This is a genomic window from Natronorubrum thiooxidans (assembly GCF_900156475.1).
GTDB classification, from domain to species: domain Archaea; phylum Halobacteriota; class Halobacteria; order Halobacteriales; family Natrialbaceae; genus Natronorubrum; species Natronorubrum thiooxidans.
This window is the reverse complement of sequence record NZ_FTNR01000002.1, coordinates 40,274-60,900: the sequence shown is the minus strand read 5'-3', so window position 1 is coordinate 60,900 and position 20,627 is coordinate 40,274. Positions and strand designations below refer to the sequence as shown.

General features: G+C 63.5%; 25 protein-coding genes and 1 tRNA gene. 14 read left to right on the top strand and 12 right to left on the bottom strand.

Annotated features, from left to right (window positions below; all coding sequences use genetic code 11):
* Positions 1–81: 81 nt before the first annotated feature.
* Both BW940_RS03370 and BW940_RS03365 read right to left on the bottom strand, forming a co-directional pair.
* A complete protein-coding gene (locus BW940_RS03370) occupies positions 82–276 on the bottom strand; it encodes a DUF1328 family protein (protein ID WP_076608109.1) in 195 nt (64 codons plus the stop codon).
* A gap of 213 nt (positions 277–489) precedes the next feature.
* On the bottom strand, positions 490–2,403 hold the full coding sequence (locus tag BW940_RS03365; protein WP_076607785.1) for a bacterio-opsin activator domain-containing protein: 1,914 nt from the start codon (positions 2,401–2,403) through the stop codon (positions 490–492).
* A 111-nt stretch (positions 2,404–2,514) separates the two neighbouring features.
* Between BW940_RS03365 and BW940_RS03360 the strand changes: the two genes are divergently transcribed.
* Together BW940_RS03360 and BW940_RS03355 are read left to right on the top strand one after the other, a co-directional pair.
* Entirely contained in the window at positions 2,515–2,703 is a 189-nt protein-coding gene (locus BW940_RS03360; RefSeq protein WP_076607784.1) for an HVO_0649 family zinc finger protein, read from the top strand.
* Between the two features lie 136 nt (positions 2,704–2,839).
* Positions 2,840–3,940, top strand: coding sequence for an archaeosine biosynthesis radical SAM protein RaSEA (locus tag BW940_RS03355; protein WP_076607783.1), 1,101 nt, complete (start codon positions 2,840–2,842; stop codon positions 3,938–3,940).
* A 161-nt stretch (positions 3,941–4,101) separates the two neighbouring features.
* Here BW940_RS03355 and purQ read toward each other — a convergent pair whose 3' ends face one another.
* Together purQ and purS are read right to left on the bottom strand one after the other, a co-directional pair.
* Positions 4,102–4,782 carry a phosphoribosylformylglycinamidine synthase I gene (purQ, locus tag BW940_RS03350; RefSeq protein ID WP_076607782.1) on the bottom strand — a complete coding sequence of 227 codons (681 nt, stop codon included), beginning with the start codon at positions 4,780–4,782 and terminating at the stop codon, positions 4,102–4,104.
* The gene (purS, locus tag BW940_RS03345) at positions 4,783–5,034 is read right to left on the bottom strand and encodes a phosphoribosylformylglycinamidine synthase subunit PurS (RefSeq protein ID WP_076607781.1); all 252 of its coding nucleotides are present in this window, start codon (positions 5,032–5,034) and stop codon (positions 4,783–4,785) included. It lies immediately after the preceding gene.
* 215 nt (positions 5,035–5,249) lie between these two features.
* On the opposite strand from purS, the gene BW940_RS03340 reads away from it, so the two are divergent.
* Positions 5,250–6,089, top strand: coding sequence for a VOC family protein (locus tag BW940_RS03340; protein WP_076607780.1), 840 nt, complete (start codon positions 5,250–5,252; stop codon positions 6,087–6,089).
* Positions 6,090–6,095: 6 nt separating this feature from the next.
* On the opposite strand, the gene BW940_RS03335 is transcribed toward BW940_RS03340, so the two are convergent.
* Both BW940_RS03335 and BW940_RS03330 read right to left on the bottom strand, forming a co-directional pair.
* A complete protein-coding gene (locus BW940_RS03335; RefSeq protein ID WP_076607779.1) occupies positions 6,096–6,467 on the bottom strand; it encodes a rhodanese-like domain-containing protein in 372 nt (123 codons plus the stop codon).
* Between the two features lie 88 nt (positions 6,468–6,555).
* The gene (locus BW940_RS03330; protein WP_076607778.1) at positions 6,556–7,791 is read right to left on the bottom strand and encodes an FAD/NAD(P)-binding protein; all 1,236 of its coding nucleotides are present in this window, start codon (positions 7,789–7,791) and stop codon (positions 6,556–6,558) included.
* A gap of 85 nt (positions 7,792–7,876) precedes the next feature.
* Between BW940_RS03330 and BW940_RS03325 the strand changes: the two genes are divergently transcribed.
* Together BW940_RS03325 and BW940_RS03320 are read left to right on the top strand one after the other, a co-directional pair.
* On the top strand, positions 7,877–9,163 hold the full coding sequence (locus BW940_RS03325; RefSeq protein ID WP_076607777.1) for a GTP-binding protein: 1,287 nt from the start codon (positions 7,877–7,879) through the stop codon (positions 9,161–9,163).
* A 12-nt stretch (positions 9,164–9,175) separates the two neighbouring features.
* On the top strand, positions 9,176–9,406 hold the full coding sequence (locus BW940_RS03320; protein ID WP_076607776.1) for a DUF7511 domain-containing protein: 231 nt from the start codon (positions 9,176–9,178) through the stop codon (positions 9,404–9,406).
* Between the two features lie 206 nt (positions 9,407–9,612).
* On the opposite strand, the gene BW940_RS03315 is transcribed toward BW940_RS03320, so the two are convergent.
* From BW940_RS03315 to BW940_RS03305, 3 genes are all read right to left on the bottom strand, one after another.
* Entirely contained in the window at positions 9,613–10,047 is a 435-nt protein-coding gene (locus BW940_RS03315; RefSeq protein ID WP_076607775.1) for a YeeE/YedE family protein, read from the bottom strand.
* 78 nt (positions 10,048–10,125) lie between these two features.
* Positions 10,126–10,617 (bottom strand): YeeE/YedE family protein, encoded by a 492-nt coding sequence (locus tag BW940_RS03310; RefSeq protein WP_076607774.1) that lies wholly within the window; start codon positions 10,615–10,617, stop codon positions 10,126–10,128.
* A 20-nt stretch (positions 10,618–10,637) separates the two neighbouring features.
* Positions 10,638–11,831 (bottom strand): MBL fold metallo-hydrolase, encoded by a 1,194-nt coding sequence (locus tag BW940_RS03305; protein WP_076607773.1) that lies wholly within the window; start codon positions 11,829–11,831, stop codon positions 10,638–10,640.
* A gap of 244 nt (positions 11,832–12,075) precedes the next feature.
* On the opposite strand from BW940_RS03305, the gene BW940_RS03300 reads away from it, so the two are divergent.
* From BW940_RS03300 to BW940_RS03275, 6 genes are all read left to right on the top strand, one after another.
* On the top strand, positions 12,076–12,321 hold the full coding sequence (locus BW940_RS03300; protein WP_076607772.1) for a sulfurtransferase TusA family protein: 246 nt from the start codon (positions 12,076–12,078) through the stop codon (positions 12,319–12,321).
* Position 12,322: 1 nt separating this feature from the next.
* Complete coding sequence (locus BW940_RS03295) at positions 12,323–12,904, top strand: DsrE/DsrF/DrsH-like family protein (RefSeq protein WP_076607771.1); 582 nt, start codon at positions 12,323–12,325, stop codon at positions 12,902–12,904.
* Between the two features lie 5 nt (positions 12,905–12,909).
* Positions 12,910–13,161 carry a HalOD1 output domain-containing protein gene (locus BW940_RS03290; protein WP_076607770.1) on the top strand — a complete coding sequence of 84 codons (252 nt, stop codon included), beginning with the start codon at positions 12,910–12,912 and terminating at the stop codon, positions 13,159–13,161.
* 232 nt (positions 13,162–13,393) lie between these two features.
* The gene (locus tag BW940_RS03285) at positions 13,394–14,740 is read left to right on the top strand and encodes an FAD-dependent oxidoreductase (protein WP_076607769.1); all 1,347 of its coding nucleotides are present in this window, start codon (positions 13,394–13,396) and stop codon (positions 14,738–14,740) included.
* 170 nt (positions 14,741–14,910) lie between these two features.
* On the top strand, positions 14,911–15,888 hold the full coding sequence (gene mvaD / locus BW940_RS03280; RefSeq protein ID WP_076607768.1) for a phosphomevalonate decarboxylase MvaD: 978 nt from the start codon (positions 14,911–14,913) through the stop codon (positions 15,886–15,888).
* 104 nt (positions 15,889–15,992) lie between these two features.
* Positions 15,993–17,078, top strand: coding sequence for a carbon-nitrogen hydrolase family protein (locus BW940_RS03275; RefSeq protein WP_076607767.1), 1,086 nt, complete (start codon positions 15,993–15,995; stop codon positions 17,076–17,078).
* 25 nt (positions 17,079–17,103) lie between these two features.
* On the opposite strand, the gene fen is transcribed toward BW940_RS03275, so the two are convergent.
* Together fen and BW940_RS03265 are read right to left on the bottom strand one after the other, a co-directional pair.
* Positions 17,104–18,081, bottom strand: coding sequence for a flap endonuclease-1 (fen, locus tag BW940_RS03270; protein WP_076607766.1), 978 nt, complete (start codon positions 18,079–18,081; stop codon positions 17,104–17,106).
* Between the two features lie 84 nt (positions 18,082–18,165).
* Complete coding sequence (locus tag BW940_RS03265; RefSeq protein WP_076607765.1) at positions 18,166–18,693, bottom strand: GNAT family N-acetyltransferase; 528 nt, start codon at positions 18,691–18,693, stop codon at positions 18,166–18,168.
* 364 nt (positions 18,694–19,057) lie between these two features.
* Here BW940_RS03265 and BW940_RS03260 point away from each other — a divergent pair, with 364 nt between their 5' ends.
* The 3 genes from BW940_RS03260 (at position 19,058) to BW940_RS21440 (ending at position 20,441) form a co-directional block, all read left to right on the top strand.
* Entirely contained in the window at positions 19,058–19,426 is a 369-nt protein-coding gene (locus tag BW940_RS03260) for a DUF7344 domain-containing protein (protein WP_076607764.1), read from the top strand.
* Between the two features lie 49 nt (positions 19,427–19,475).
* Positions 19,476–20,195: a DICT sensory domain-containing protein gene (locus tag BW940_RS03255; RefSeq protein WP_076607763.1), complete on the top strand. Its 720-nt coding sequence runs from the start codon at positions 19,476–19,478 to the stop codon at positions 20,193–20,195.
* 102 nt (positions 20,196–20,297) lie between these two features.
* Entirely contained in the window at positions 20,298–20,441 is a 144-nt protein-coding gene (locus BW940_RS21440; RefSeq protein ID WP_159440155.1) for a hypothetical protein, read from the top strand.
* A 105-nt stretch (positions 20,442–20,546) separates the two neighbouring features.
* Here BW940_RS21440 and BW940_RS03245 read toward each other — a convergent pair.
* Positions 20,547–20,617 (bottom strand) — tRNA-Gly (locus tag BW940_RS03245).
* Between the last annotated feature and the right edge of the window lie 10 nt (positions 20,618–20,627).

The window sequence follows — 20,627 nt, the reverse complement described above, 5'->3', positions numbered from 1 at the left end:
GGGAATCGACGTGTCAAATACTGCCAACTCGTAACCGATGTCGGTCGTGATCGAGAACCGAGACGCTGGCCGAGCCCGGCCCTACAGCAGCAAGGCAACGATCGCGAGAATAATGAAGATCAACACGAAGATACGAGCAATCTCCATCGAAATCCCGGCAACCCCACGAGCACCAACGGCCGCGGCGATGATCGCGAGCACGAAGAATATCACCGCCCAGTACAAGAAATCACTGCCGCCGATCTGAAGTGGCACCGACGGGACGTGTTCGAACATAGCCCGGACTATCACCGAGGGGTAAATAAACATCGGCGACCGTCCAGTCCCTAACGTCGGACTACAGCGGGTTAAGACCGGCATTCAGCCTGCGACCACGGACGGACTCGTGGTCGCGCCGGAACTGACTTCCAGCAGACCGTATCAGCGGCGTCGGTCGACGACTCGGTCGAACGCCGAGAGTAGGCCGCCCCGATCGTTTCAGATCACGGCCTACTCGTCGCCGAAGAACGCCTGACACAGCTTCGACTCCGCCGTCCGCAGGTGTTCGTGGAACGTCGGCCGCGAGACGCCCATCGACTGGGCGAGTTCCTCGCCGGTCGTCGGCCGGGGCCACTCGAAGTAGCCACTCAGGTACGCTCGCTGCAACGCAGCGAACTGCCGCTCGGTGAGATCACGCTCGAGCCGAGCGGCGAACTCCTGGCGGGTCTCGCGGTCGCGATCACGTTGTTGGAACGAGACGATGTCGGTCCCGGGGTAGCGGTCCTCGACCGCTTCGACGACCGAGCGGACGTTGGCCGAGCGGGGGATCTCGAGTGTGAGGTCGGTGTGCCCGTCCTCGCTTTCGATCGACTGTGTGCGAACGCCACGCTCGGAGAGCCACCCGACGAGATCGTCGCCACCGGAGAGTTCGACCAGACACTCGTCATCGCGTTCGACGAGGATACGACAGTCGAGATCGGGAATTTCGTCGGCGGCGGCAGTGAGGTCGGCAGCGGTGGCGTCGGGCCCGGTGACAGTAAACAGCGATGCCGTCTCGTCGTCGGTGCGGTGGACCGAACGGCGGTACTCGAGTCGACAGTCCGCCGCGTCCGACAGGGCCGCCGAGGCGACGGCCGAATCGGTCAGCGTGAGTTCGACAGCGACGACGGCGTCGGTCTCGAGCACGCGACTGGTTTCGCGGGCGTTGACGCCGCTTGCGACCGCGCGGGCAAGCGCAGAGAGAATAACTGTCTCACGCTCGTTGATCGCTCGACCGTCGCCGGCACAGACGGTGAGCACGCCGTACTCGATGTCGTTGTACGTCAGCGGAAACGAGGCGTGTGTCACCCCCTCGCGCGTCTCGGTCGTTGCAGCGTCTTCGGCGAGTGTGGCCGCAGTCGGATGGTCGGCGTCAGCCGGAACACCCGTTTCGGGACAGCCGCCCGCACTCGCTCGGACGTCGATGCTCCCCGTTGCAGGGTTGCGTTCGCCGATCCACGCGCCGTCGTAGGCCGACTCCATCGCGATCCGGTCACAGACTTCGGCCTCGAGTTCGGATCGGGTAGTCGACCCCGCGACGACGTCGGTGACGTCCTGAATCAGCCCCTCGACGCGATCCAAGATATACTCGAGTTCCGCGGTTCGTCGCTCGAGTTCGAGTTCGGCCTCCTTGCGAGCCGTCACTTCGTTCTGGAAACCGACGTAGTGTGTGACGGTGTCCTCGTCGTCGCGGACGGGGGCGATCGTGACCTCGTTCCAGAACGCGGTGCCGTCTTTGCGGTAGTTCTTGAGTTCGACGGTGACCGGACGGTCCTCGTCGATTGCGGCCGCCATCTCGGCGATCGCGTCCTCGCTCGAGTCCTCACCTTGCAGGAATCGGCAGTTCCGGCCGACGACCTCGTCGAAGCTGTAACCGGTCATGTCCCGATAGGCGTCGTTGACGTAGACTAGCGGGTTGTCCTCGAGGTCGGGATCGGAGATCGTGATCCCGACCGGGGCCTCGTTGATCGCACGATCCTTGACGGCGCGGTCGCTCTCGCCGATGGGCGTGAACTCGTTGGTTACACGACTCGTCTCGCCAGTCTCGCGGTCGCTGTGTTCGAACGTGATCGTCGCACCGTCTGCGGATCGGTGGATGCGTGCGTTGTATTGCTCGTCCTCGAGGACGCTCGTCCGAACCGTTCCGACGGTCGTCTCGCCGATCGCCGCCTCGAGCTGTGACCACGACTCGAAGACGGTTGCTGGGTCCCAGTGACCGGTCCGTTCGTCGGTCGACAGCCCGAACGCATCCCTCGCGGCCTCGTTTGCGTACGTGATCGTCCCGTCAGCGACGGCGACGACCGGATCGACGACTGTCTCGAGCGCGCTGGCCGCGGCCGTCGGACGACCGCCGCCACCCTCATACTCCGTGTCGGCATGTTCCATGCCCAGTCCTTCGGGCGGCATCATCCTAAGAACCACGGGGATCATCCGGACGAGTGACCTGTCGGCTACGTGACCCGAACTATTATGTTAGATCATGACATATGTTGTCACATGTCTAGTTCACGATCACCGTTTGAGCGACTCCGAGACAGATTCAACGAAACAGACCTCGAGTGCTCGGCCTGTGGGTACATCGACGACGACGGAAGCTGGCGCGTCAGCGCCGCGGGCAGCCGCGTCCAGTATCAGTTCATCTGTCCCACCTGCGACGCCATCGAGACGCGTGAGATGCGGCTCTAATGGCGTCGCTCTTGTCGAGCAGTGACGAGTCTCGTGAGTGATGACGACAGGTGATCGACTAAACCTCGAGGACGGCACCGCTGGTGCCGGTCGCTAGACGAAGGCGCTTTAGGCGCTGGACCGCTTTCTCTCCACAATGAGTAAACCCACGCCCGACGTCTACGAGCAGGGCAAGGGCATGGACGCCCACAACAAGGTCATGCGAGAGATCCGCTCTCGCAAGGAGGCGAGCTACGACCCCCACGAGCCGACCCGCGTCTGGCTCGACGAGGACAACACCCCCGGTGGCGTCAAACGGAGTCTGACGATTATTCTCAACACCGGCGGCTGTCGCTGGGCCCGCGCCGGCGGCTGTACGATGTGTGGCTACGTCGCCGAGAGCGTCGACGGCGGCTCCGTCTCCCACGAGGCCCTGATGAACCAGATCGACGTCTGTCTCGAGCACGAGGCCGACAACGCAGACGAGCCAGCAGAGCTCATCAAGATCTACACCTCCGGCTCCTTCCTCGACGAGCGCGAGGTCGGTGCCGAAACCCGCCGCGCCATCGGCGAGACGTTCGCCGACCGCGAGCGCATCGTCCTCGAGTCGCTGCCCGACTTCGTCGACCGTGAGAAGATCGCCGACTTCACCCGCCACAGTATCGACACAGACATCGCGATCGGCCTCGAGACGGCGACTGACCGGGTCCGACACGACTGCGTGAACAAGTACTTCGACTTCGCGGACTTCGAAGATGCCTGCGCGGAAGCCGCCGAGGCCAACGCAGAAGCTGGTGACGACGCCGACGCAGGGATCAAGGCGTATCTGCTGATGAAGCCGCCGTTTCTCACAGAGTCCGAAGCGGTCGAAGACATGATCAGTTCGATCGAGCGCTGTGCCGACGTCGATGGCTGTCACACCGTCTCGATGAACCCGTGTAACGTCCAGCGGTATACGATGGTTGACGAACTCTACTTCCGCGACGGCTACCGGCCGCCGTGGCTGTGGTCGGTCGCCCACGTCCTCGAACAGACCGCCGACGTCGACGCCATCGTCGTCTCGGACCCCGTCGGCCACGGCTCCGACCGCGGCCCCCACAACTGCCAAGACTGTGACGACCGCGTCCAGAAGGCGATCAAGGACTTCGACCTCCGACAGGACCCCACCGTCTTCGAACAGGTCTCCTGTGAGTGTGAAGGAACCTGGGAGGTCGTGCTGGAACGCGAACGCAGCTTCAACCAGCCACTGACGCGGTAAAGCGCTCGAACGCGCGGAGTCTGCAACCACTTTTTGATTCGCGCTCGAACGGTTCTACCGGATCTCGAGCGGAGCGACGGCTCGCGGACGGTCCCGATAGCTGATTAGAACGACTGCTGAGCGAAGCAGACACCGAAAAATATCGCGGCGATGCGACCGTGCTAGGCCGACTCGAAGCCCTGCAGCACGCCCTGTCCGTCGGTCGGGCCGACGTCGGGCAGCGTCACGCGCTCGGGGTGGGGCATCAACACGGCGACGGTCTCGCGGTCGCCGATGACGCCGGCGACGTTGTGTTTCGAGCCGTTCGGGTTCGTGTCCGGCCCCGTCTCGCCGTTTTCGTCGCAGTAGCGGAAGATGACGCGGTCGTCGTCCTCGAGTTCGGCCAGTCGGTCGTCGTCGATCTCGTAGCGCCCTTCGCCGTGGGCGATCGGGATCTCGATAACGTCGCCTTCCTCGTAGGCGGCCGTCCAGGGCGTGTCGTCGCGTTCGACGCGCAGGTAGACGTGCTCACACTGGAAGCGCGCGCTCTCGTTGGTCGTAAACGCGCCTTCGGTGAGGCCGGACTCGCAGCCGATCTGGGCCCCGTTACAGACGCCGAGCACGGGGACGCCGTCGGCGGCGGCCTCGCGAACCTCCGCCATGATCGGCGAGCGCGCGGCCATCGCACCCGCACGCAGGTAGTCACCGTAGGAGAACCCGCCGGGCAGCATGATCCCCGAGGGATCTTCGGGGAGGCCGTCCTCGTGCCAGACGATCTCGGCGTCGATGTCGAGGTGCTCGAGGGCGCGTTCGGCGTCGCGGTCGCAGTTCGAGCCGCCAAAGCGGATGATCGAAACCGTCATCTACCGCTCGGCGACCTCCACGTCGTAGTCGTGGATGGTCGGGTTCGCGAGCAGTCGTTCTGCCATCTCGCTTGCGCGCTCGCTCGCGGCGTCAGCCGACTTGGCCTCGAGGTCGACCTCGAAGCGGTCCGCAGCGCGCAGATCCTCGAGTTCGAAGCCAAGCCGTTCTAAGGCTTGCTGTGTGGTCTCGGCTTCGGGATCGAGCACGCCGTGTTTGAGTCGGACGGTCACCGTCGCGGTGTAGCCAGTCATTATCTGATACCCCGTAACCGTGCTCAAAAACGCTTTCGCCTTGCGTCTGTCATGCACGTTCGTGGATACCCACGCGAGCCAAGTCCTGCGCTCGTGCTCTCCGGGCCGGGCGGTCGACGGTGCGTCGAGCCCTCGAGCCGATAACATGGCTGTTAGCTGGTAAACGCACTGTCCGCAAAGGCCCATATGGGCCACGCGCCAACATTGAGCCGTCAATGACCGAGTCCCCGCTTATTCCCGAGACAGCACGAATCGGCCGTACTGCGCTGGTCGTCACGGATCTCGAGGCGATGATCGAATTCTACCAAGACGTCGTCGGCCTCGCGGTACAGACGCGACAGGAAACGACGGCAACACTCGGCGTCGACGGGACGCCGTTGCTCGTCTTGGAACAGGACGAGGACGCACCACCTCGACGCCGGGAGCAGGCAGGGCTCTTTCACAACGCGTTCACGGTCCCCTCGCACACTGCGTTAGGTAGTGCACTCGAGCGAATCAGAACCCACTGGCAGTTAGACGGGGCATCTGATCACTACGTGAGCGAAGCGCTGTACCTCACCGACCCCGAAGACAACGGCATCGAGATTTATACGGACCGACCGGAGGCGGAGTGGCCACGTGCAGACGACGGCACGGTACAGATCGGGACCGTGGCCCTCGATCTCGACGACATTGCGGCACAGTCAGACGGACGCACGGAAGCCCCTCCCGGAACGACGGTTGGCCACATCCATCTGGAAGCGTCCTCGCTCGAGGCGACACGGGCGTTTTACGTCGACACCCTGGGACTCACCGTCCAGACGGAAGTGCGTTCAGCGGTGTTTCTCGCGGCCGGGACGTACCACCACCATCTCGGCGTGAACACGTGGAACGGTCGGTCACAGCCCGCTGGCGGTCGTGGACTGGCTTGGTTCGAGTTCATCGTCCCGGACGACTCGACGCTCACAACGGTTCGGCAGCGTCTCGAAGACGCTACCGTGGCGGTCGACGACGCTGCAGCAGGAATCGAACTCACGGACCCGGACGGCATCACGATCCGACTCCGGGTGGCATAACGGTCGTTACGGGAGCAACCCTCTGAGCAGCGACGAGAGCCGATAGCCGATTGAGCCGTTCTGGTAGCCGTTCCAGCCCCGCATGCCGCCGGCGAGTGTGACGGCATCGTAGCCTTCCGCCTCGAGCACCGCTGTTGCCTTCTTCGCGACGACACCTGCCTTACAGACCGTGACAACCGTCTTCCCCTTCGGAACCTTCGACAGCGACTGCCGAAACTCGGTCTCGTCACCACGTCGGAGGTCGCCGTAGACGGGGATGTTCTGACTGCCGTCGATGCCGTCACGCTGGTGGGTATTGCGCGGGCGGATGTCGAGGATGTACAGCGACTCCCCGTTTTCCAGTCGCTCCTCGAGTTCCGGCGGCCTGATCTTGCTCATAGAACACAATACTCTGCACGGATACAAAACGGTACGGATGCGCCGTGGCAGTCAGAACGAGTCGCTGTCTCCGACTCGAGTGCACGCATCAGTCGGCCGCCAGCGGAAGCCTGTCGCTGGCAGCGATCGCGTCCGTCAGCCGATCGGCCGCACGCCGCGCGCCGGCGATGTTCCCTGCGAAGGGACCGATAGTGCCGGCCGCCAGCACGCCGGTGACGAACAGTGACGACTCGCCGCCGTCGGTTCGCGACCACGCCAACGTCTCGTCGTCGAGCACTGGCATCCCGCGATACCCTCGCTCGAGGTCCAGTTCGTCGGCGACGCGGTCGACGAACGGGTGCTCGAAGACGGGTGCAAAGCCCGTCGCCAGCACGACACGATCGGCCGACAGACAGCCCCCTGTCTCGAGCAACAGCCGCATCTGGCCGTCCACGTCGCGGGCGGAGCGGACGTCTCCGTATCGGATCGACAGAGGTCCGTCGTCGACTGCCGACTCGAGGCGCTCGAGCAGCGTCTGGGGAACCGTGGCGTCGTTGCGCGCCGTGCGAACGATCTCGTACCGGTCCTGTGAGCCCGCCGGCTGTCGGTGGAGGTGGTTCTCGATGTGGTTCCAGTTGATCCAGCGCGGGTCGGCTTCGCTGGTCGCCGTCTCGAGTTCGTGGCGCGAACAGAGCGTCACCGCTTCGCGCTCGCGTTCGGCGAGACAGGTCGCAAGCTGGGCGGCCGTGATCCCGCCGCCGACGACGATTGTCTCCTCGGCGGGCGTTTCGGGGTCGAACCCGTCCCAGACGTGGGTGATCGAGTCGACGCCATCGGCCCACGCTGGCTTCCGGTAGCGGCCGCCGTGGCCGATCGCCAGTACGCAGTTTCGGGTTCGGATCGCCTCGCTCGAGCCAGCGCCGTCGGCTGCTGTCGTCTCGAGAACGAGCCCATCGCCGTGTTCGGTCCGACAGATTGCGTCGACGCTCGCCTGCCGGTGGAGAGAGTCGAGGTCGTTGCCCTCGATCACGTAGTCGGCGTAGTCGAGAAACAGCGACAGCGTCGGGCGCTGTGGATACCCCGGCGTCGGCAGGAGTTCGTCCGTCCGACCTCGTCCCTCGGCGAAGCTCTCGAGGCCGAACGGCTCGGTGCCGACGTGGTGGACGAACGTCGAGCGCAGTTCGTCCATCTCGCAGGCGCGTGCCTTCCGGCGAAACGACTCGAGCAGGCGCTCGTGTGGGTCGACCACCAGTACCTCGTCACGCTCGAGGGTGGTGTCCTCGAGCAGCCGCTGGCAGACGTACGTGCCGTGGATGCCACCGCCGACGATAGCGCACTCGAACATCAGCCGGGTGTTTGGCCGCAGTATTAATAACTACACTGCTTTAGATAATAACTTCTATTATCTCTCAAGTAGTATTGTTAATCGAATGTCCGACAACTCGATTCCCGTCACGGTACTGTCCGGTATCCTCGGTGCCGGCAAGACGACCGTTCTCAACCACGTGCTCCACGAGAGCGACGACCGCGACCTCGCCGTACTCGTCAACGACATGGGCGAGGTCAACGTCGACGCCGAACTCGTCGCCGAGTCCTCGGATATCGCCGACGAAGACGAGGAGTTGGTCGAACTCTCGAACGGTTGTATCTGCTGTGAGCTTCGCGGCGACCTGCTCGATGCCATCGGGGAACTCACCCAGCACCGCGCGTTCGACGGCATCATCGTCGAGTCGACTGGCGTCGCCGAGCCGCTGCCCGTCGCTCAGACGCTGACGCTCGGCTTCGACCAGTCCGATCTCGATCCCACCGAGTTCTACGAGGAGACCGGCATCGAGCCGCTCGAGGGCTGCCATCTGGATACGACCGTCACGGTCGTCGACGCCCACCAGTTCCACACCGCGATGGAGTCCGACGAGATCCTCGACGACGATGGGACGAAAAAACACCTCGGCGACCTGCTCGTCGAGCAGGTCGAGTTCTGTGACGTCCTCCTGTTGAACAAGTGTGATCTGGTCGACGAGGCCACCCTCGAGAAGATCGAATCCACACTCGAGGTGCTCCAGCCCCGTGCCGAGATCATCCGCACCGAACACGGCCGGATCGATCCCGACGACATCCTCGAGACCGATCGGTTCGACTTCGAGGACGCGAGCCAGTCTGCAGGCTGGATCAAGGAACTGCAAGAGCCCCACGAGTCGGCCGAAGAGGAACACGGCGTCAGTTCGTTCGTCTTCGAGGCACGCCGGCCGTTCCACCCCGAGCGCTTTGCCGACCTGCTCGATGCGTTCCCCGATGCGGTCGTTCGCGCGAAAGGCCACTTCTGGCTCGCAACCCGAGAAGACGAGGCGCTGACGTTCAACGTCGCCGGCCAGTCAGTTCGTGTCGGCCCCGGTGGACAGTGGATCGACACGCTACCGGCCGACGAGCGGCGCGAACAGCTCGAGGCAAACCCACAACTCGAGGAGCTGTGGCACGACCGATGGGGCGACCGCAACGTCCGACTCGTCGTGATCGGCACCGAGATGGACCACGCGTCGCTGCGAAGCGACCTCGCCGACTGTCTGCTGACTGCCGACGAACTCGAGGCCAACTGGTCGGCGTTCGAGGATCGGTTCCCGACGTTCGAGCCGCCAGAGCCTGCGGCTGAGGACGCGGCTGACGAGCCCGACGCCGACGACCAGCAGGAGCAGACGGAGGAACTCGGGATTGCCGACTGACAAGGTTCGACGATGACCGAACGGAACACCGACGCCGAACGCCGGGCGGATATCGACGCGTTAGCGGCCGCCGATGACCCTTTCCCCGGAGACGTTTCGCCGTGTTATCAGGCGTATCTCGAGCGCAACGACTACCGGCCGGACGTCTGTACGATCTATTCGGCCGTGACCGCCGGTACCATCGAGGAGACGTGGATCAAAGCGACCGGCTCGGCGTTCGTCTCTCGAGAAGAAATGCGCTAACCCGCCATAGTCGACGCACAGACGCCCCGTCGTACGACCGGCTAGCAGTTTCCACACTATGTCTATTCTATGACGCGCTCGTCGTAGGTATCGTTAAACGACACCGACACCCCGAGCAAGACTGCGGTCTGGGCGATCAGAAACGAAGTGGTGTACAAAAACGCGTTCAGACAGCGATTCGTGGGACTGGAGTCGAAGTCACGGGGTTAGTCAGCACCCGCAGGCGTGGTTTCGGACGCCGCACGCTGGCTGCGCCAGCGGCCCTGGAGGTAGGCACCGGCGAACATGCCGGCGAGCGCCCAGAGGATCGTGAAATTGCCGATCCCGATGCTCGCGTAGGCCGCGCCGGGACAGATCCCCGACAGGCCCCAGCCGACGCCGAAGATCGCGCCGCCGATCAAGACGTTGCGGTCGAACGACTTCAGCCGGCGGCCGTACACGTCGCCGGTTAGCGGTGCGCGATCGCTCACTCGAGGCATGATCGCGAAGGCGATCCCGGTGACGATCGCCGCACCGAACATGACGAACAACAGCCCGAAGTCGGTAAACTGGAGGAAATCCAGCACGACTTCCGGGCGGGCCATGTGACTAAAGCCGAGCCCGAAGCCGAAGATCAGGCCGCCGACGAAGATCAGCGGCATGAACAGGGGATGTCGGTCGCTCACGGGTCGTCACCTCCCCGTTCGCTATCTCGAGACGCACGTGTCTCGCAACTCATATTACGGACTCACCCCCATGAGCTGGACCAGCTGTGCCGTTACGATCGCGACCAGCAGGAACGTCACCACGCCGACGATCGACGTCTTCGACGCCGAGCCGACGCCACAGACGCCGTGGCCGGACGTACAGCCCTTGCCGATACGGGTGCCGATCCCGACGAAGACGCCGCCGAGCAGCAGCCGCCAGGGCTGGACGTCCGTCGTCCATGCGCCACCCTGCCAGAAGACGGCGTACACCGCCGCCCCGAGGATGATCCCCAGCGTGAATACGATCCGCCAGTCCCGCGAACTGCGGTACTGCTGGAACCGAGACTGATCGGAGACGTACGACAGCGTCGACTCGAGGAACGTACTCGCGCCGGCAGCGATTCCGGTCCCCATGTAGATTACGACCGCGCCGAGGCCGACGAACAGTCCCCCGACGGCGTACCGAGTGATGCCGTTGGGGAACAGCTCGGCGGTCAACGAAAGCGGAAGGAGTTCTGTGAACATTCAGTATCAGATCACGTGGCTCAGTCGTCCGCCAGCGAGTCCTGGCTGGCAGCACAGTTGTTCGGGCCGAGCTCGAGTTCGAAGGCTTCGTCGTCGTCGGCCTGCTGCTGGCCGAGGTTCGTCGGGATGATGTCCTCGTAGTTGGCCGGGCGAGGTGGCATATCCGAGAGGATCAGCTCGACGAACTCGTCTTCGTCCATCGTCAGCGCGGCCATGTCCTCTTTGAGCTGGCCGACCGGGGCGGTGTAGGTGCCGTCCGCGGCGGGTTCGGCGGCGTCACTGAAGTGAGCACCACCGATGAGGGTGTCGTCGGGCTGTGAGAGGACACGCTCCTGGAGCGACTCGTAGAGCAGGCTGGCGGCTTCGGGTGCGCCGTCGTCGCCTTCCTCCAGGTCGGGACGGGCGACGCTCTCGATGAACAGCCCGTCGCCAGTCGCGAGCAGCGAGTCGTCGATCAGGTACGAGGTCATCCCGGAGGTGTGGCCGGGCGTGTACACCGTCTCGATCGTGACGTCGCCGACCTGGAACTCGTCGCCGTCTTCGGCGAGCGTCATCTCGTCGGCGTAGGTGACGCCGCGGTCGACCGACGCCTCGGGGATGACGCCCTCGACACCGACGGCGTCGAGTGCGCGAACGCCCGAGATGTGATCGGCGTGGATGTGCGTGTCGATCGCGTACTTCAGCTCGACACCGAGCTCGTCGGCGTCGTTCAGATAGCGGTCGGTGAACGCACGCAGCGGATCGATTATGGCTGCCTCGCCGTCATCGTAGACGAAGTAGCCCAGACAGCCCGAGGAGGGGCGCTGGTACTGGAGCAGGGTGCCGGCACCGTCGTAGTCCTTGACCTCGACGGCCTCGTAGATTCGTGCCCAGCCGTTCATCCCGTCCTCGAGATGGTTGACGTCGTAGTCGCGTTCGGCCAGCGTCCCGGCGACGAACTCGCTCGCGCCGCCTTTCGCACAGAGGACGGTGATCTCACGGTCCTCCGGGATCTTCTGGAGACTGTGGGCGTCGATATCGTCCTCAAGGAACTCGAAGTACGGAACGTTGATCGACTCGACGTTCTCGCCGTCGATTCGCCACTCGTCGTAGTCGCTTTCCATGCGCGCATCGAGGAGCGTAACCTCGTCGCCCGCATCGATTCGTGCTTTCAGTTCGTCAGGGGTCACCGATTCGACCGGTTCGTCAGGCGTTGGAAAGTCCATGTCGGCCATGTTGTACAGTTCCCAGTACCGGTTGCTCGCACTTAAGAGTTTGTATAGTATTTCCCTTATTGCACAATATAGCTTCTGCTCGAGGTGCCGAATTACTCTAGTTTGTACGTATGTAAGCGCCCACAGAGGGGTCAGCACCCGTTTGGGCGACTCACAGCTGTTCGCTAGATGCACAATAATCGATATCCTTTTATAGACGTAGCCAATATTGTGTAATAGCTCCAATACAGAGCAGAGATAACCTATGAGTTCGGAATACCAAACCACCGAGACGCTCGACGTGAAAGGACTGTCCTGCCCAATGCCTATCGTCAAAACCAAGCAAGCCATCGACGACCTCGACGCCGACGACGTCCTCGAGGTCGTTTCGACCGATTCGGGCAGCATGAGCGACATTCAGGGCTGGGCAGAGGGCACCGACGGCGTCGAACTCCTCGATCAGGTCGAGGGCGATGACCTCTACACCCACTACGTGAAGAAAACGGCATAATATGAGTACGGATAACACCACGCCATCGGCCGACGGCTCCATCGACGCTGCCGAGGTACAGGCCCTGCGCGAGCGCGTCGACGAACTCGAGCAGTCGCTGGCCGAACTGGACGACGGCGACGATCAGCAGAAGATGACGATCGTCGCGACCCAGGGCAGTTTCGATATGGCCTACCCGCCACTGATCCTCGCGAGCACGGCAGCTGCCTTCGGCTGGGACGTCGTCGTCTTCCACACGTTCTGGGGACTCGACATCCTTCACGAGGAGAAATCGAAGGAGCTCAAGCTCTCCGCCGTCGGCAACCCGAGCATGCCGATGCCGAACGCACTCGCCGCGTTGCCCGGCATGGACTCGATGGCGACGAAGATGATGCAAAAGAAGATCGACGAGAACGGCACCGCAACCATCGAGGAGCTAATCGACCTCTCGCTCGATCAGGGTGTCGACCTGCAGGCCTGCCAGATGACCATCGAGCTGATGGAATACGACGAAGACGACTTCTACGATGGTGTGACGACGGGCGTCGGCGCAGCGACCGCGATCCAGCACATGGCCGAATCGGACGTCCAGCTGTTGGTCTAACCCATATGCTCGAACACGAATCGCCGGAGGCGAACGCACGTCCGAGTCTGCGTGTCATCGAGACCGTCGCCAACGCAGACGACGTCGACCCTGCCAGCCTCGAACCGCCGCTGTACGACGTTGTCGATACGAACGCTCTGGATCGACTCTTCGACCCAACCACATCCGACACGACTGCCCGTCGCGGACAGGTCTCGTTTCGGTATCGTGGCTACGACATTACGGTCCACTCGAGTGGGCGTGTCGACCTCGAGTAATTCGAGTAATCCGATGACGAACAATTCTTGAGACGCGTACACATGGTCCGTAGCTGACAGCATCCGCAGAGCGTTCTCGACGTCTCGCTTCGACCACGACGCAGTCACGTGATATCCGACGGCGTCACACGTATCCACCACTCACAGTCGCTGGTGATCGACGCTGGCGGCGACTTCTTAGTATTGTGTACTTTGGGAAATACTTTACTACGATGCGAGCGTATCGCCAGCCATGACAGATCCGTTCGTCATCGTCGGCGGGGACGCAGCCGGGATGAGTGCCGCAAGCAAGGCCAAACGCGAGGCTCCGGACCGGGACGTACTCGTCTTCGAAAAAGGCGAGTGGGTCTCGTATGCGGGCTGTGGGATGCCCTACTACGTCAAAGGCGACGTCGAGAACCTCGAGGACCTCGTCTCGGTCACGGCCGAGGAGTTCCGCGAGCAGCGTGACGTCGACTTGCGGACCGGCCACGAGGTCGTCGCGATCGACCCAGAGGCGAAGACCGTCACCGTCGAGGCCGACGGCGAGCGCTTCGAACAGTCCTACGGCGACCTGCTGATCGGCACTGGCGCTCGCGCTATCGTCCCACCTTTCGATGGGATGGACCTCGAGGGCGTGTTCACCCTCCGGAGCATGGACCAGGCTGACGCCATCGAAGACTACGTCTCGGCCCACGAGCCAGCGACCGCCGCAATCGTCGGCGGCGGCTACGTCGGCGTCGAGATGGCCGAAGCGCTCGACGAACGCGGCGTCGACGTCTCGATCTTCGAGATGCTCCCACAGACGCTCCAGCCCTTCGGTGAGGAGACGGCACGGGTCGTCGAGGAGCACCTCCGCGAGCAGGGCGTCGATCTGCACCTCGAGACCGCCGTCCAGGGCTTTGCCGGGAGCGACCACGTCGAGTCGGTCGAAGTTGAGGACGACTCGATGTCGGCGGACCTCGTCATCGTCGGCGTCGGCGTCGCGCCGAACGTCGAACTCGCCGAGGCGGCCGGCATCGAGATCGGGGAAACGGGGGCTATCGCGACCGACGAGTACGGCTGCACGAACGACGAAGACGTCTACGCCGCGGGCGACTGTGCCGAGGCGGAAAACGTCGTCACCGGTGAGCCCGACCACGTCCCGCTTGCGCTGACGGCCAACCGAGCCGGTCGGGCGATCGGCTCGACGGTTTCGGGAGATCCCACGGCGACCGGCGGCACCGCCGGCACGGCGATCGTCAAAGCCTTCGAGCTTGGTGCTGCTCGAACCGGCATCATCGACGACGAGCGCGCACGCGAGGCCGGCTTCGACCCCGTCTCCGTCACCATTGACACCGAGACGCGCCCACACTACTACCCCGGCGCGACCGAGCTGACCGTCACGCTCGTCGCTGATCAGGGGAGCAACCGCGTCCTCGGAGCCAGTCTCGTCGGTCCAGAGGGCACGAAACGGATCGACACGGTCGCGACGGCCGTCTCGTCGGGACTGACCGTCTCGGAGCTACAGAACCTCGACCTCGCCTACGCGCCGCCGTTTAGCCCCGTCTGGGACCCGATCCTGACCGCCGCGAAAGTGCTGCAGGGCAACCTCGAGTAACGCCCCCGCGATCCACCAACGGTCACAGAGCGGTGTGGCCTGCCACGCCGGCACGCCACCCATACTCGGAAACCCGTTGCAGAGACGTCTCTTCCTCCCGAAAGCCCTACGAATTCTGTTCTCACTCGGATGCCGTGAGCTTTAAGCGGCCATCATCCGCCTATCCGGGTATGAAAGCCACCGCCATGGCCCACCCGATCCAGGGGCTGGTGAAGTACCACGGAATGCGAGACGACATCAAGCGACTGCCGTATCACGACAGCATCAGCCTCTGTACGGCTCCGAGCCACACCCGGACGACCGTCGAATTCTCGATGGACTACGACGAGGACACCTTCGTCGTCGACGGCGAGGAACTCGACGGCCGGGCCTACGAGCGAGTCGAAGCCGTCGTCGAAAAGGCACGGTCAAAATCCGACGCCGCCCACACCGTCTACCCCGTCCGCCTCGAGAGCGAGAACAGCTTTCCCTCGAACGTCGGGCTTGGCTCGTCGTCCTCGGGCTTTGCGGCCGCCGCGATGGCACTCGCCGAAGCCGCGGGGCTCGATGCGTCGAAACCGGAGATCTCGACGATCGCTCGTGTCGGTTCGGCCTCGGCCGCTCGAGCCGTCACCGGGGCGTTCTCGCAACTGCATACGGGACTGAACGACGAGGACTGTCGCTCGAGTCGCATCCCGACCGATCTCCACGAGGAGCTCAAGATCATCGTCGGACTCGTTCCCTACCACAAAGAGACCGAGGACGCCCACAACGAGGCCGCCGACAGCCACATGTTTCAGGCGCGCAACGCCCACATCCACGGTCAGATCGCCGAGATGCGGGACTCGTTGCGGAACAATGACTTCGAGGGCGTGTTCGAACTCGCCGAACACGACTCGCTGTCGCTCGCCGCAACCACGATGACCGGCCCGTCGGGCTGGGTCTACTGGCAACCAGAGACGCTGACGATCTTCAATCGCGTCCGCAAACTCCGCGACGAGGAGGACATCCCCGTCTACTTCTCGACGGACACCGGTGCCACCGTCTACGTCAACACCACCGAAGAGTACGCCGAGCGCGTCGAAGAGGAAATCGCCGACTGCGGCGTCTCGACGACCATCTGGGACGTCGGCGGCCCCGCTCGACTGCTCGACGACCACCTGTTCTAACCGATTCGGGACGCCTGCGTGTCCCATCTGTCGTCCGTTCTCCGTCCTCGAGCGTGTGCCAACTGTGACAGTACGCTTTTGGTACTCGTTAGCAATCATCGTGTATGGTCGCAGAACAGTTCACCGCGGCGGCCGCACAGATCGAACCGGTCTACCACGGCAAGGACGCCACGCTCGAGAAGACGTGCCAATGGATCGAAAAGGCTGGCAATCAGGACGTCGACGTCGTCGTCTTCCCGGAGACGTTCTTCCCTGGCTACCCCTACTGGCGAGGAAGTTCGGTCGCCCGCTGGACCGAGTTGATGGTCGATTTGCAGAAAAACAGCCTCTCGGTCGAGGACGACGCTCTCGAGGTACTCGGCGAGGTGATCGACGAGGCGAACTGCCACGTCGTCTTGGGGACGAACGAACGATCCGAGCGGCCGGGAAGCGAGACGCTGTACAACTCGCTGTTCTACTTCGACCGATCGGGCGAGCTGGTACGTCGCCACCGGAAGCTCATGCCGACCCACGGCGAGCGAACGATCTGGGGGCGGGGCGATCCGTCGACGCTCGACACGCACGACACCGACATCGGCCGGATGGGCGGGCTCATCTGCTATGAGAACCACATGACCCTGCCGAAAGGCGCACTCGCTGCGATGGGCGAGGAGATCCACCCCGCCGTCTGGCCCGGATTCTGGGAACAGCACGGCCACCCCGGCGACAAGTCGAAGGCGACGGATCGGTCGGCGATCGAGACCTGTGATCAGTACCCCGCGATGCGCGAGTACGCCTTCGAAACCCAGTCGTTCGTCATCTCGAGTTCGGCCTACATGAGCGACGACATGCTTGAGCGCGTGATGGACGACGTCGACTTCAACATCGCCGCCGGCGGGAGCATGCTCATCAACCCGGCCGGGATCGTCAAAGCCGGCCCAGCAATTGGCGAGGAGACGCTGCTCACTGCCGAGTTCGACCGTGACGAACGCCGCGCGACGAAGGCGTACTTCGATTCCGTCGGCCACTACACCCGCTGGGACGCAGTCAACCTGAATATTCGAGACACCGAGTTAGCGCCGTTCGAGTCCGAACAGCCCGACGAGACGCCACCGACGCCGAGTCCGGCCACGATCGAGGAGATTGCGACCGAACACGACCTCCCGATCGACACTATCGAATCGATCGTCGACTCGCTTCACTCCGCGTAAGCTTGCCGTTCGGTCAGCAATGTGGTCAGGTCCAGCGATCCAGCCCCGTCTGTGTCACGCTCTCGTCGATCCGTTCGAAGCCGCGTTCGACCTCGCCGGCGTCGACACCCCACTCGTCGGTGACGTACGCCCGCGCGGCCTCGAGATCCGGCTCGAGCGTCGTCTCGAACTCGTAGTCGTCGGTCACATTCGGATCACGGAACAGCTGTCGCACGCGGTCACCGTACTCGACGCTGTCGCCGCGGGCCTCGAGAACGCTCCAGAGGTCGCCATGCTCGGTAATCTCCGTGATCGCCGTCTTGGGACCGATCCCGTGCACACCGTCGTTGAAGTCGGTACCGATGAGAATTGCCGCGTCGATCAGTTGCTCGAGCGTGAGGTCGTGATGTGCGAGCGTGGCCTCGAGATCCATCAGTTCGGGGTTGCCCTTGCTTGTGAGCTGTCGCAGGGTCAGCGGCGCGCCGAAGAGCAACGCGTCGTAGTCCTCCGAGCCGACGTAGTCGGCGTCGCCGCGTCGAGCCATGTGGGCGGCCTGTGCTTCACCCTCCGCCGGCGCTTCGACGATTGGGACGTCGAGCAACTCGAGCAACTCACGGCTCGTCTCCTGAATCGTCGGCGTCAGCCGTTGCGTTCGGGACTCGAGTTGGGCGATCGCGACTGCGTCACCCTCCTCGCGGGCGGCCTCGAGTTGGTCCTCGTAGGTCTCGCGTTGCTCGCGGCGGGACTCGATCTCGTCGGCTTTCAGTTCCGAGGGGCCACCGTCAAAGACCATTACCGGGGTGATGTCGTGTTCGAAGAACTTGGGGAGGCCCTGGATGATGCCGACGAGATTCGCGACTTCAGTGCCGTCGGCGGTCGTGTACTTCGAACTGTTCGTCCACTTGACCGTCGTCGTCAGATAGCGGTAGAGCCAGTTGTGTGCGTCGACCGCGACGACACCCTCGACGTCGTCGAAGGGAACCTCCTCGATGACGGCGATATCACGTAGTGCAGCGTTTCCCATTGGTGACGTTTGGGCCGACTGGGATTTGAAGTATTGGCTTCGCGCCAGTGGTCGTGTTTAAATTCGCATTCGCTCGAGTCGCTATCAGGACTCCGGTTCGGGTGGTTCGCTGTCACGTCGCGACTCGAGAAATTGCCCCTCTTCGTCGGAGAGATCGCGCTCGCGAAACTGCTCGAGGCCAGCCTGATACCGTGCTCGAGCGTCCTCGATGCCAGCAGTCGGGTACTCGAGAAGGAGTTCGGCGATGCCCGTCTGCTCGCCAGTGTAGGCGAAGCCAGTTCGATAGAGTGCTTCGTAGGCAAACGGGTTGTTGACGGCGATTCGAAGCCGATCGTAGCCGCGCTCTACGGCGCGGTCGCGGACGTGACCCAGCAGTTTCGGGCCGATACCCTCGCCGCGGCGCTCGCGGTCGACGGTGACGTAGCGCAGCCAGAGCGTGTCCGCGTCGGTGCGGTCCTCGTTGAACGCGACGGCGGCGACGATCGTGTCGTCATCTCGAGCCACGGCTTTCCCGGTGTTCGTCATGACGAACTTGCCGGCGTAGCTGAACCGCTTGTAATCGAGGCGTAGTTTCGGGCCGTCGGGCGGCCAGCCAAGCAGATCGTACTCCACGCCGGAAGCTTTGCGGGCCAGCACGTAAGACTGGCGGAGGACCCACAGTACTCGGGTTTTCGTCGCCCGCTGGCGTGGTAGTTGTGCTTGCCAGTCCAGCTCCTCGGCGGCACAGTCGGTGGCACGGCCGGCGCATTTCCGACAGCCGCCATCGAAAGTCTCGTCGGCTACCTCCTGTTCGGGACCGTCCTCGGACTCGTCTTCGCCACGACCGTCGATCTCAGTGACCGCCCGTCGGGACGACCGCTCGAGGAGTGAACTCGGCCGTCGGTCGTCGCGATCTGTCCCCCACACCGGCGACGCCGATCGCACCGATGGCAAATGGAAGGCGATAGTTAACTTGACTCGAGGGATACACCTAGACATGGACCCGGAAGACCTGTCGTCGGACGGACCACGGTCGAGTCAGAACGTTATCGACAATGCGTTTCTGGCGCTCCGAAACCGGAACCGCCGGTTCATGTGTTACTTTTTGCTCGAACACGAGACGGCATTGCTGTCAGAACTGGCAGACGTCGTTTCCGGGTGGACCTACACGGCTGACGGCAGAATCGTCGAGTCACAATGTCGTGATCAGTGCTATCTGAACCTCCAGCACACCCACGTTCCGAAACTGGTCGAAATCGGGATGGTGTGGTACGACGACGACACCGACTCCCTTTCGCTCGCACCCTGCCCGGACCCCGCCCGAGAGATCGTCACACGGGCCTGCGCGATGGAGACCGGTTCGTGATCGTACACGCCGTGTTCAGTTACCGAGTCGCACTCGAGGCCCACGATCAATGACACTCTCTGCCTACTTCGCCCAGATCGACCCGCCGACACGAACCGTCACCATCTATGCGCCACAGCCACAGCCCGACGTCGTCGACTGGTTCCAGACCGGAGTCGACGCCGTCGACTACCGCTCGCTCCCGGATGTAACTGCGGCCAGTCAGAGTTTCTTCGTCATCCACGAGGACGATGCGTTCGTCGCTGCTATCGGCCTCGAGGCCGCCCGAGAGTTCCTCGAGCCGCCGATCAACGAGCCGTGGGCCGACGCCCTCGACGACGCCAGCTATCGCCGCCTGGTCGAGGTCTTCGAGTCGACAGTGTGGCACTCCCTCGAGCGCCGGCAACTGCTCGCGGTCAGCCGTGAGATCGAGAACCGGGCCTGGCGGGCCGGCAGCGGGACGCTCCGGGTGGGGTTCCAGAATTCGGACGCGCTCGAGCCGATGGAGGCGGTGTACGCCCGCCTCGCCGCGGAGTCGGCGCTCGACATCCACGTTTATATCGCCGACGACTGGGACCGACCGTCGATTCCTGGCGTGACGATCTACGCCGACGGCGGCGACGAGATCGGCTCGTTCTGGGTGCTCACCTTCGACGGCGACGGCGATCCACTCCGGACCAGCGGGCTCATCGCCAGAGAGCGCGACGCCGATGGGTTCGAGGGGCTGTGGACCGACGACACGCAACTCGTCGCCCGACTCGAGCGGGCACTGCAGGCGGCTTCGGACTGACCCGCGAGACACGACCGCTGTCGCGTGTGAGAATATGGTGCCTACGAGAGTACAACGAGCCGAACACAAAATGTATATCAGTTGACTGTCTCGATTCGCCGTATGCCCTCCAGACGCTGGCTGCTCGCGGGAGCGGGTGCCACACTTGCCGGCCTCGACACGTCGCCGTGGACCGCCATCCGTCGGAGCGAGGGGCTGTCGAGTGGCCACACGTATCCCCTCGCGGGACTTGTCGTCTCACAGTAGAACTGCACGAAGACGATCGTGTTCGCTTCGCTCACGCGCTGTGACTGCTCTACTTCAACACCCTCATACGATTCCTGCGGCTCACGAGTTGGTTCGCCGCAGGAATGCGCGGACCGGGATTTGAACCCGGGCCATGAGCTTGGAAGGCTCAGGTCCTACCACTAGACCATCCGCGCCTATCTCCCG

Excerpts from the sequence above, each read along its gene's own strand:
- BW940_RS03370 (WP_076608109.1), bottom strand. The coding sequence starts at position 276 with ATGTTCGAACACGTCCCGTCGGTGCCACTTCAGATCGGCGGCAGTGAT.
- BW940_RS03365 (WP_076607785.1), bottom strand. The coding sequence starts at position 2,403 with ATGGAACATGCCGACACGGAGTATGAGGGTGGCGGCGGTCGTCCGACG.
- BW940_RS03360 (WP_076607784.1), top strand. The coding sequence starts at position 2,515 with ATGTCTAGTTCACGATCACCGTTTGAGCGACTCCGAGACAGATTCAAC.
- BW940_RS03355 (WP_076607783.1), top strand. The coding sequence starts at position 2,840 with ATGAGTAAACCCACGCCCGACGTCTACGAGCAGGGCAAGGGCATGGAC.
- purQ (WP_076607782.1), bottom strand. The coding sequence starts at position 4,782 with ATGACGGTTTCGATCATCCGCTTTGGCGGCTCGAACTGCGACCGCGAC.
- purS (WP_076607781.1), bottom strand. The coding sequence starts at position 5,034 with ATGACTGGCTACACCGCGACGGTGACCGTCCGACTCAAACACGGCGTG.
- BW940_RS03340 (WP_076607780.1), top strand. The coding sequence starts at position 5,250 with ATGACCGAGTCCCCGCTTATTCCCGAGACAGCACGAATCGGCCGTACT.
- BW940_RS03335 (WP_076607779.1), bottom strand. The coding sequence starts at position 6,467 with ATGAGCAAGATCAGGCCGCCGGAACTCGAGGAGCGACTGGAAAACGGG.
- BW940_RS03330 (WP_076607778.1), bottom strand. The coding sequence starts at position 7,791 with ATGTTCGAGTGCGCTATCGTCGGCGGTGGCATCCACGGCACGTACGTC.
- BW940_RS03325 (WP_076607777.1), top strand. The coding sequence starts at position 7,877 with ATGTCCGACAACTCGATTCCCGTCACGGTACTGTCCGGTATCCTCGGT.
- BW940_RS03320 (WP_076607776.1), top strand. The coding sequence starts at position 9,176 with ATGACCGAACGGAACACCGACGCCGAACGCCGGGCGGATATCGACGCG.
- BW940_RS03315 (WP_076607775.1), bottom strand. The coding sequence starts at position 10,047 with ATGCCGCTGATCTTCGTCGGCGGCCTGATCTTCGGCTTCGGGCTCGGC.
- BW940_RS03310 (WP_076607774.1), bottom strand. The coding sequence starts at position 10,617 with ATGTTCACAGAACTCCTTCCGCTTTCGTTGACCGCCGAGCTGTTCCCC.
- BW940_RS03305 (WP_076607773.1), bottom strand. The coding sequence starts at position 11,831 with ATGGCCGACATGGACTTTCCAACGCCTGACGAACCGGTCGAATCGGTG.
- BW940_RS03300 (WP_076607772.1), top strand. The coding sequence starts at position 12,076 with ATGAGTTCGGAATACCAAACCACCGAGACGCTCGACGTGAAAGGACTG.
- BW940_RS03295 (WP_076607771.1), top strand. The coding sequence starts at position 12,323 with ATGAGTACGGATAACACCACGCCATCGGCCGACGGCTCCATCGACGCT.
- BW940_RS03290 (WP_076607770.1), top strand. The coding sequence starts at position 12,910 with ATGCTCGAACACGAATCGCCGGAGGCGAACGCACGTCCGAGTCTGCGT.
- BW940_RS03285 (WP_076607769.1), top strand. The coding sequence starts at position 13,394 with ATGACAGATCCGTTCGTCATCGTCGGCGGGGACGCAGCCGGGATGAGT.
- mvaD (WP_076607768.1), top strand. The coding sequence starts at position 14,911 with ATGAAAGCCACCGCCATGGCCCACCCGATCCAGGGGCTGGTGAAGTAC.
- BW940_RS03275 (WP_076607767.1), top strand. The coding sequence starts at position 15,993 with ATGGTCGCAGAACAGTTCACCGCGGCGGCCGCACAGATCGAACCGGTC.
- fen (WP_076607766.1), bottom strand. The coding sequence starts at position 18,081 with ATGGGAAACGCTGCACTACGTGATATCGCCGTCATCGAGGAGGTTCCC.
- BW940_RS03260 (WP_076607764.1), top strand. The coding sequence starts at position 19,058 with ATGGACCCGGAAGACCTGTCGTCGGACGGACCACGGTCGAGTCAGAAC.
- BW940_RS03255 (WP_076607763.1), top strand. The coding sequence starts at position 19,476 with ATGACACTCTCTGCCTACTTCGCCCAGATCGACCCGCCGACACGAACC.
- BW940_RS21440 (WP_159440155.1), top strand. The coding sequence starts at position 20,298 with ATGCCCTCCAGACGCTGGCTGCTCGCGGGAGCGGGTGCCACACTTGCC.